Here is a 772-nt window from a genome sequence, read left to right as displayed (position 1 = left end):
TATCCCCTTGGTCTTTGACCGCCTGTGTGGCCTGATTGATTTGCCTTTCAAGGGGGATAAGTAAGCTCTTCGTCGCCGTAAACAAGGCCGAATTGGGGTCGCTGAACCCAATCACATCGTTAAACGCCGAGATAAACCCGCTGAGCGGGATACGCGTTTGACCAGTAAAGTCAGAGAGGGTCACGCCCTTGAGCAGTTGATCGGTGGCGGCATAAATCTCCGACGAGAAACCGTACACAGCCAAGCCTAATAAGTTATCCGGTTCGGTGAGCAATTCATCGATGCTGTCACTCAACTCGGGCACCTGCTGGGCACTCAATTCGAGTTCATTGAGTAACGCATCCATCAGGGTGCTTAGCACTAGGTGGTGGGCATGCTCACCGACGTCGAGACCAAAGCGCCGCGCGTCGGTGCCTAAGGCGGTGATGGCCTTTATCACATGGGGGGCGTCGTGCTTTATCATGGTGAGGCCGTGATGACGCGTGTTGAGGTAGTCTTTATAGAAGGTGTCTAAGTCTGCCCAGTTGACTTGGCGGTGCGCTTTACGCCGTTCAACATACTCTCTAAAGCGTGATTCCAGTAGTGCTGGTGCAATACCGTATTCATTGAGCCGAGCTCTGGCTTTGGGGTAGGCGGCGATCACGGGTTGCGCTTCTAAAGCCAAACTGGCGCCCCAATTGCCGACGGCATTACCGTTCTTCAATTGCGCTTGATAGTAGTGGTACTCCAAACAGGTATCTAGGTCTTGTTCGACCTCAATCACCTTGTCGAC

General features: G+C 53.1%; 1 protein-coding gene. It reads right to left on the bottom strand.

The features are described from left to right. Positions 1-772 (bottom strand): hypothetical protein (locus TW84_RS24685; RefSeq protein WP_045977964.1); only part of this gene is annotated, 772 nt, incomplete at both ends.

The sequence above is a fragment of the Vibrio neptunius genome, from assembly GCF_000967495.1.
Classification (GTDB): Bacteria; Pseudomonadota; Gammaproteobacteria; order Enterobacterales; family Vibrionaceae; genus Vibrio; species Vibrio neptunius.
The sequence above is the reverse complement of the archived record's forward strand: the minus strand, read 5'-3'. Positions and strand labels throughout refer to the sequence as shown.